Source organism: Mycobacterium sp. 1423905.2, from assembly GCF_001673155.1.
In the GTDB taxonomy this organism is placed as follows: Bacteria; Actinomycetota; Actinomycetes; order Mycobacteriales; family Mycobacteriaceae; genus Mycobacterium.
In genome coordinates this window covers 1-7,921 of record NZ_LZLE01000307.1, presented here as the reverse complement: position 1 = coordinate 7,921, position 7,921 = coordinate 1, and the positions used below count along the sequence as shown (strand labels likewise).

The 7,921-nt window shown below is 65.2% G+C and carries 3 protein-coding genes; 1 reads left to right on the top strand and 2 read right to left on the bottom strand.

The window, feature by feature from the left end:
* The first annotated feature begins 116 nt into the window (after window positions 1-116).
* Complete coding sequence (locus tag A9W95_RS20490; RefSeq protein ID WP_067416976.1) at window positions 117-968, top strand: LLM class F420-dependent oxidoreductase; 852 nt, start codon at window positions 117-119, stop codon at window positions 966-968.
* Between the two features lie 339 nt (window positions 969-1,307).
* Here the strand turns inward: A9W95_RS20490 and A9W95_RS20485 are convergent, their stop codons facing one another.
* Both A9W95_RS20485 and gltB read right to left on the bottom strand, forming a co-directional pair.
* Complete coding sequence (locus A9W95_RS20485; protein ID WP_067416974.1) at window positions 1,308-2,774, bottom strand: glutamate synthase subunit beta; 1,467 nt, start codon at window positions 2,772-2,774, stop codon at window positions 1,308-1,310.
* Entirely contained in the window at window positions 2,767-7,350 is a 4,584-nt protein-coding gene (gene gltB / locus A9W95_RS20480; protein ID WP_067416972.1) for a glutamate synthase large subunit, read from the bottom strand. Before gltB ends, A9W95_RS20485 begins: the two co-directional genes overlap by 8 nt.
* Window positions 7,351-7,921 lie beyond the last annotated feature (571 nt).

Here is a 7,921-nt window from a genome sequence, read left to right as displayed (position 1 = left end):
AGCAGAAAGATCAGTCCGGTCGCCAGCAGCGTGATCTTCGTGTCAATTCCCAGCTCACAGCTCATCGTTCGGCCCAGTCTAGTTGTGCCACAGGAACCTGGCCTACCGTCGATGGCATGCGATTCGCTTTCAAGACCTCACCCCAAGACACCACCTGGGCCGACATGCTGGCCGTCTGGACCGCGGCCGACGACATCGACGTCTACGAATCCGGGTGGACCTTCGACCACTTCTACCCCATCTTCAGCGACTCCTCCGGCCCCTGCCTGGAAGGTTGGACGACCCTGACTGCGCTGGCGCAGGCGACCACCCGGCTACGGTTGGGCACTCTGGTCACCGGCATTCACTACCGGCATCCCGCGGTGCTGGCCAACATGGCCGCCGCCCTGGACGTCATCTCCAACGGGCGGCTGGAGCTGGGCATCGGCGCGGGCTGGAATGAAGAAGAATCGGGCGCCTACGGCATCGAACTGGGCAGCATCAAGGAGCGCTTCGACCGGTTCGAAGAGGCGTGCGAGGTGATCACCAGCCTGCTCAGCAACAAGACCACCACATTCGACGGCAAGTTCTACCAACTCAAGGACGCGCGCAACGAGCCCAAGGGGCCGCAGCAGCCGCATCCGCCCATCTGCATCGGCGGTAACGGTGAGAAGCGCACTCTACGAATCACCGCCCGCTACGCCCAGCACTGGAACTTCGTTGGCGGCACGCCCGAAGAATTCGCCCGCAAGCGCGATGTGCTGGCCGCTCACTGCGCCGACATTGGGCGGGACCCCAAGGAGATCATGTTGTCGGCCCACCTTCGCCTGGACAACGACCGCAACTTCGGTCAGGTGATCGAGCAGGCCGCCGGCCTGGCGGCCGAAGGGTTGGACTTGGGCATCGTCTACATCACTCCGCCGCACGACCCCGCGGTGCTGGAACCGCTGGCCGAGGCGATCCGGGACTCCGGCTTGCTGGACACCTAGTCGCAGCAAACCTGCGGTGCGCTCGTGGGTAAGGGCGCCGAGCGCTCAGACAGCGAAGCGAAGCAGATCTTCGATGGTGACCAGGCGCTCGTGCCTGGCCGGGAATTCGTGGCTCTTCACCGGGTGACGAAACCATGACCAGGCGATACGCCCCATTCGTGACCGGGGTACTGGGTTGGTACGCACAGTGACACTCCCTGCGATCGAACATCTCAACCGGGTTCTGACACATGCCCTTATGTGACTCAACCCACAGCGACCATTAGACACCCCGACCCCGGCAAACACCGGACGACGCGCCGGGCGAATTCCCGCGTGTTTCTGATGTGACGGCTGTGGCTATTGAAGCGGTGCGGCGGTGGGTTTGATCGGCGCCGGCAGCGCGCTGACGCCCATCAGGAACCGGTCCACACCCTGCGCTGCGGCCCGGCCCTCAGCAATCGCCCAAACGATCAGCGACTGGCCCCGACCCATGTCACCGGCAACGAAGACGCCCGGCACCGAGGTGTCGAACTCGTCGCCGCGCGCCACGTTGCCGCGCTCGGTGAGCTTCACGTCCAGATCAGTCAGCAGGCCAGGCTTCTCCGGGCCGACGAATCCCATCGCCAGCAAAACCAGATCGGCTTCCAGTTCGAAGTCCGAACCCTCCACCTTGACGAATTTGCCGTCTTGCATGGTGACTTCGTGCGCCTTGAGCGCGCACACTCGCCCGTCTTTGCCGATGAACTCCTCGGTGTTGACCGAGAAGACACGCTCGCCGCCCTCTTCATGGGCCGAAGACACTCGGTACATCAGCGGGTAGGTCGGCCACGGGGTCGACGCCGCTCGGGTCTCCGGTGGGCGGGGCATGATCTCGAACTGGTGGATGCTGGCTGCGCCTTGGCGATGCGCGGTGCCCAGGCAGTCCGCGCCGGTGTCACCACCGCCGATGATGATGACCTTCTTGTCGCGGGCGGTGATCGGCGGCTGCCCGTCGGGTCCCAGGACGTCGTCACCCTCCTGAACCCGGTTGGCCCAGGGCAGATATTCCATCGCCTGGTGAATCCCTTCCAGATCCCGCCCCGGGATCGGCAGGTCGCGCGCGGCGGTCGCCCCGCCGGCCAACAACACCGCGTCGAAGTCGTCCCGCAGCTGGTCCACCGTGATGTCGACGCCGACGTTGACTCCAGTGCGGAATTCGGTGCCTTCGGCCTTCATCTGGTCCAGCCGCCGGTCCAGCACCCGCTTTTCCATCTTGAACTCGGGGATGCCGTAGCGCAGCAGGCCGCCGATGCGGTCGTCGCGCTCGAACACGGTGACGTGGTGGCCGGCGCGGGTGAGTTGCTGGGCGGCGGCCAGGCCGGCCGGTCCGGAACCCACGACGGCGACCTTCTTTCCGGTCAACTCATCCGGCGGCAGCGGCTTGACGAAGCCTTCCTCGAAAGCGCGGTCGATGATCTCGAGTTCGATCTGCTTGATCGTCACGGGATCCTGGTTGATACCCAGCACACACGCCGGTTCGCACGGCGCCGGGCATAACCGGCCGGTGAAGTCAGGAAAGTTGTTGGTGGCGTGCAGCCGTTCGATCGCTTCGCGCCAACGACCGTTGCGCACCAAGTCATTCCACTCCGGGATCAGGTTGCCCAGCGGGCACCCGTTGTGGCAGAAGGGAATACCGCAGTCCATGCAGCGGGTGGCCTGCTCGCGCACCGCCCCTTCGCTGAAGTCCTCGTACACCTCGTTCCAGTCGCGCAGCCGCAACGGCACCGGCCGACGCGTCGGCAGCTCGCGGTGGGTGTACTTCAGGAAGCCACTCGGATCAGCCATGGGATGCCGCCATGATCGCCTTGTCCACATCGACGCCGTCGCGCTCGGCTTCGGCGATCGCCTGCAACACCCGCTTGTAGTCGCGGGGCATCACCTTGACGAAATGCCGCTGCTGGGCGGACCAGTCGGCCAGAATACGCTGTCCGACAGCCGAATCCGTGGCGTCGAGGTGGGCCTGGACGATGCCGTGCAGGAATTCGACGTCATCCTCGTCGATGCTTTCCAGCTCGACCATCTCGGAGTTGAGGTTGGCCGGCAATTGCCCGTCGGGGTCGTACACATACGCGACCCCGCCCGACATGCCGGCGGCGAAATTGCGGCCGGTGCTGCCCAGGATGACGACGCGGCCGCCGGTCATGTACTCACACCCGTGGTCACCCACGCCCTCGACCACCGCATGCGCACCGGAGTTGCGGACGGCGAACCGTTCGCCGACGACACCGCGCAAGTAAGCCTCCCCACTGGTGGCACCGAACAGGATGACGTTGCCGCCGATGATGTTCTCTTCGGCCACATAGTCTTGCGGCGCGTTGTCCGACGGGCGCACGACGATCCGTCCACCGGACAGGCCCTTGCCGACGTAGTCGTTGGCGTCACCGTAGATCCGCAGCGTGATGCCCTTGGGTACGAAGGCACCGAAGCTGTTGCCCGCCGAACCGTCGAAGGTGATGTCGATGGTCCCGTCCGGCAAGCCTTGGCCGCCATAGGCTTTGGTGACCTCGTGACCCAGCATGGTGCCGACCGTGCGGTTGACGTTGCTGATGGTGGTGGAGAACCGGACCGGTTTCTGCGAATCCAGTGCCTCCCTGCTCATCACGATCAACTGCTGATCGAGTGCCTTGTCCAGGCCGTGGTCCTGCCGCGAACTGCAGTACAGGTCCTGGTTCATGAACGCCGACTCCGGCTCGTGCAGAACCGGTGTCAGGTCCAGCCGGTGGGCCTTCCAATGGGCGCGCGCCAGTGTGGTGTCCAACGCGCCGACCTGGCCGACGGCTTCGTTGAAGGTCCGGAAGCCCAACTGTGCCATGTACTCCCGCACTTCTTCGGCGATGAACATGAAGAAGTTCTCGACGAACTCCGGCTTACCGGTGAACCGCTCACGAAGCACCGGGTTCTGGGTGGCCACCCCCACCGGGCAGGTGTCGAGGTGGCAGACCCGCATCATGATGCAGCCCGAAACCACCAGCGGAGCGGTGGAGAAGCCGAACTCCTCGGCGCCGAGCAACGCGGCGATCATCACGTCCCGACCGGTCTTGAGCTGACCGTCCACCTGGACCACGATGCGGTCGCGTAAACCGTTGAGCAGCAACGTCTGCTGTGTCTCGGCCAGGCCCAGCTCCCACGGCGCGCCGGCGTGCTTCATCGACGTCAGCGGCGTCGCACCGGTGCCACCGTCGTGTCCGGAGATCAGCACCACGTCGGCGTGCGCCTTGGACACACCCGCCGCGACGGTGCCGACGCCGTTCTCCGACACCAGCTTTACGTGCACGCGAGCTTGCGGGTTGGCGTTCTTCAGATCGTGGATCAGCTGAGCCAGATCCTCGATGGAGTAGATGTCGTGGTGTGGCGGCGGGGAGATCAGGCCGACCCCAGGCGTGGAGTGCCGAACTTCGGCAACCCACGGGTACACCTTGTGCCCCGGAAGTTGGCCGCCCTCCCCGGGCTTCGCGCCCTGGGCCATCTTGATTTGAATGTCGGTGCAGTTGGTCAGGTAATGCGAGGTGACGCCGAACCGCGCGGAGGCGACCTGCTTGATCGCGCTGCGGCGCCAGTCGCCGTTGGGATCGCGTTCGAAGCGCTTGACGTCCTCGCCGCCTTCGCCGCTGTTGGAGCGGCCGCCCAGCCGGTTCATCGCGATGGCCAGCGTCTCGTGGGCTTCGGCGGAGATCGAGCCGTAGCTCATTGCGCCCGTGGAGAACCGCTTGACGATCTCGCTGGCCGGTTCCACCTCGTCCAGCGGAACGGGTGGGCGCACGCCGGCACGGAACTTCAGCAAGCCGCGCAGCGACGCCATCCGCTCGCTCTGGTCGTCGATCAGCCGGGTGTAGTCCTTGAAGATCTTGTACTGCCCGGTGCGGGTGGAGTGCTGCAGCTTGAACACCGTCTCGGGGTTGAACAAGTGGTACTCGCCCTCGCGGCGCCATTGGTACTCCCCGCCCACCTCGAGTTCGCGGTGCGCGCGCTCGTCGGGCCGCTCCAAGTACGCCAACTTGTGGCGGGTGGCGACGTCGGCGGCGATGTCGTCCAGCGTGATGCCGCCGACCGGACAGCTCAACCCGGTGAAGTACTCGTCGAGCACTTCCTCGGACACCCCGACCGCCTGGAACAGCTGCGCGCCGGTGTAGGAGGCAAGTGTCGAAATGCCCATCTTGGACATGACTTTCAGCACGCCCTTGCCGGCTGCCTTCACATAGTTCTTCAGCGCGGCCTCGCGGTCGACACCGTCGAAGACGCCGCGGTCGAGCATGTCCTCGATCGACTCGAAGGCCAGGTACGGGTTGACCGCCGCGGCCCCACAGCCGACCAGCATCGCCATGTGGTGCACCTCGCGGGCGTCGCCGGATTCGACGACCAACCCGACGTGGGTACGGGTCCGGTCGCGAACCAGGTGGTGGTGCACCGCCGCGACCGCGAGCAACGACGGGATGGGCGCCAGTTGCTCATTGGAGTCGCGGTCGGACAGGATGATCAGCCGTGCGCCGTCGGCGATGGCCGAAGATGCCTGTGCGCGTACCTCGGACAGCGCAGCTTCCAGCCCGCTGCCGCCTTCGGCTACCGGGTAAAGGCAGTGAATAACCTTGGAGCGCATGCCATGCGGGCGACCGTTGACCTTGTCGTCGGGGTCGAGGTTGATCAGCTTGGCCAGCTCGTAGTTACTCAGAATCGGCTGCTGCAGCACGATCTGGTGACAGGAGTCCTCAGTCGGCGTCAACAGGTCACGCTCGCCGCCGGTGGTGCCCTGCAAGCTGGTCACCACTTCCTCGCGGATGGCGTCCAGCGGCGGGTTGGTCACCTGAGCGAACAGCTGCTGGAAGTAGTCGAACAGCATCCGAGGACGCCGCGACAGCACGGCGACCGGGGTGTCGGTACCCATCGAGCCGATCGGCTCGGCGCCGGTGCGGGCCATCGGCGCGACCAGCAGGTTGAGCTCCTCGTAGGTGTAGCCAAAAGCCAACTGCCGCATGACAAGTCGGTCGTGTGACATCCGGACCTGCTTGCTTTCCGGCAACTTCTCGATCGGCACCAGGCCCTTGTCGAGCCACTCCTGGTACGGGTGCTCTGCGGCCAGTTCCGCCTTGATCTCCTCGTCGGAGACAATGCGGCCCTGTTCGGTGTCGACCAGGAACATGCGGCCGGGTTGCAGCCGCAGCCGGCGCACCACGGTGCTCGGGTCCAAGTCGAGCACGCCGGCCTCGGAGGCCATCACCACCAGGCCGTCCTTGGTGACCCAAATACGCGATGGCCGTAGGCCGTTGCGGTCCAGCACGGCGCCGACGATGGTGCCGTCGGTGAAGGTAATGGACGCCGGACCGTCCCACGGCTCCATCAGCGAGGCGTGGTACTGGTAGAACGCCCGCCGGGCGGGGTCCATCGATTCGTTGCGTTCCCACGCCTCGGGAATCATCATCAGCACCGCGTGCGCCAAGCTGCGGCCACCGAGGTGCAGCAACTCGACGACCTCATCGAAGCGGGCGGTGTCCGACGCCCCCGGGGTGCAGATGGGGAACAGCTTCTCCACGTCGTCGGTCGATCCGAAGACGTCGGTCTTGATCAACGCCTCGCGGGCCCGCATCCAGTTCTCGTTGCCGGTGACGGTGTTGATCTCGCCGTTGTGGGCGATACGCCGGAACGGGTGCGCCAGCGGCCAGGACGGGAAGGTGTTGGTGGAAAAGCGCGAGTGCACGATCCCGAGCGCGCTGGTCAGCCGCTCGTCTTGCAGGTCCAGGTAGAACGCCTTGAGCTGCGGAGTGGTCAGCATGCCCTTGTAGACGAAGGTCTGGCCGGACAGGCTCGGGAAGTACACCGTCTCGCGGCCGGGACCGTCCTGGCCGGGACCCTTGGTGCCGAGTTCGTGTTCGGCGCGCTTGCGCACGATGTAGGCGCGACGCTCTAAATCCATGCCGGAGGCGCCGGCCATGAACACCTGGCGGAAGGTGGGCATTGCGTCGCGGGACAACGCGCCCAACGACGAATCGTCGGTCGGCACATGCCGCCAACCAAGCACCTGCAACCCTTCGGATTCGGCGATCTTCTCGACGGACGCGCACGCCGCCGCGGCGTCCTTGGACGATTGAGGCAGGAATGCGATCCCCGTGGCGTAGCTACCCGGAGCGGGCAGCTCGAAGTCGACGACTTCCCGCAGGAACTGGTCGGGGACCTGAATCAGGATGCCGGCACCGTCACCGCTGCGCGGTTCGGCGCCCTGAGCACCGCGATGTTCCAGGTTGAGCAGCGCGGTGATCGCCTTGTCCACGATGTCGCGGCTTCGCCGGCCGTGCATATCCACGACCATGGCCACCCCACACGCATCGTGTTCGAATGCGGGGTTATACAGCCCGACGCGCTTGGGCGTCATTCCCACCTAACCCTTCAGCAGTTTTCCTGCGGGCCTCATATGCTGATCCGAATTGGGGCTGCACCCGGAGGTTGCGGGCTTGACCCCTTCCGCCTTGTCGATAGGCTGTCCGCAAGCGGAGATTTTTGTCGGCCAGGGTGTCGTCCGTGCAGCGCTGAACGGTGCCCTGTGCCTGGTTTCGACAAGTCGTAAAACGATATGACAGATACCGCCTGACATGCCAACTTCTTCAATAGTAGCTTGCCAACTGGCGCGGCCGTAAATTCGCTGTAACCGATCGTCGACAGCCGTGTGGCGTGCGCTACAGCGCCACGACTGTTGCTCTCTGCAGGGCTAACATGCGATCGCCCGGTGACTGCGCCCTCGTCCGGGCGATGTTTGCTCAGCGCCCTGCGGACGGCCGTTGAATATCGTTGCCGCGGCTACCCCGGTCGTCACCTGATCACCAACGAAAAGCACCAATGAATCTGAGAATGCCTGGCAGCAATGCCGGGCAGCGCCCGGCGCGGGCTCCTGTGCGCTGAGATCGAGCGGCTTTGCTGTCTTCGCCACTGCCTCCCGGAGGGGCCGG